This window comes from Streptomyces phytophilus (assembly GCF_013870535.1).
Lineage (GTDB): Bacteria > Actinomycetota > Actinomycetes > Streptomycetales > Streptomycetaceae > Streptomyces > Streptomyces phytophilus.
Window position 1 is genome coordinate 1 of sequence record NZ_JACBXC010001744.1, and the last position, 1,001, is coordinate 1,001.

At 74.4% G+C, this 1,001-nt stretch carries 1 protein-coding gene; it reads right to left on the minus strand.

Features of this window, described 5'->3' with window-relative positions:
- On the minus strand, positions 1-762 hold a 762-nt coding region (locus tag H5J30_RS35685), incomplete at its 3' end, for an IclR family transcriptional regulator (protein WP_181791926.1).
- Between the last annotated feature and the right edge of the window lie 239 nt (positions 763-1,001).

Genomic DNA, 1,001 nt, shown 5'->3' on the forward strand with positions numbered 1-1,001 from the left:
CCCGGCCGACAGCTCGCGCGCGGCCTCCTGGAGCACCGGTACGATCCGCTCCGTCGCCGCCTCCGTCACCCGGCCCGCGGGCCCGGAGATCGAGACCGCCGCCGCCGTCGGCGCGTCCGGCACGGCGACGGCCAGGCAGCGCACGCCCATCTCCTGCTCGTTGTCGTCCACCGCGTAGCCGTCCGCGCGGACGGCGGCCAGCGCCTTGAGGAAGGCGTCCGGCGAGGTGATGGTCCGCTCCGTCGCCGCCGGCATGCCGGTACGGGCCAGCAGGGCCCGTACCTCGTCGTCCGGCAGGTGCGCCAGCAGCGCCTTGCCCACCCCCGTCGAGTGCGGCAGGACCCGCCGCCCGACCTCCGTGAACATCCGCATCGAGTGCCGCGACGGCACCTGCGCCACGTACACGACCTCGTCGCCGTCGAGCAGCGCCATGTTCGCGGTCTCGCCGGTCTCCTCGACCAGCCGCGCGAGCTGCGGCCTGGCCCAGGTGCCCAGCAGTCGGGACGCGCTCTCGCCGAGCCGGATCAGCCGCGGGCCCAGCGCGTAGCGGCGGTTGGGCTGCTGGCGTACGTAGCCGGTGGCGACCAGGGTGCGCATGAGGCGGTGGATGGTCGGCAGCGGCAGCCCGCTGCTGGCGGCCAGCTCGCTCAGCCCCACCTCGCCGCCCGCGTCGGCCATCCGCTCCAGCAGGTCGAAGGCGCGCTCCAGGGACTGGACGCCGCCGCCTGCGGGCGGCCTGGACTCGTCGGTGCTGCGGGGCACGTTCGCGTTCCTTCCGTACGGGTGCGACCGCAGCTTAACCGCCCGGAATCCGGCTTTCAGCATGTGGAATCCGCCGAACCGTCCGGCGGGCGGCCCTTGACGGGGGCGGGCACCCCCCGCGACAGTGCATTTCAACAGAACGTTGAAGCAAGGCGTGCCGAGAGGGGACCGGGTGCCCGGCGTCGAACTGGTACTGCGCTCACGTCGCGTGGTCACCCCCGAGGGGGAGCGGCCCGCCG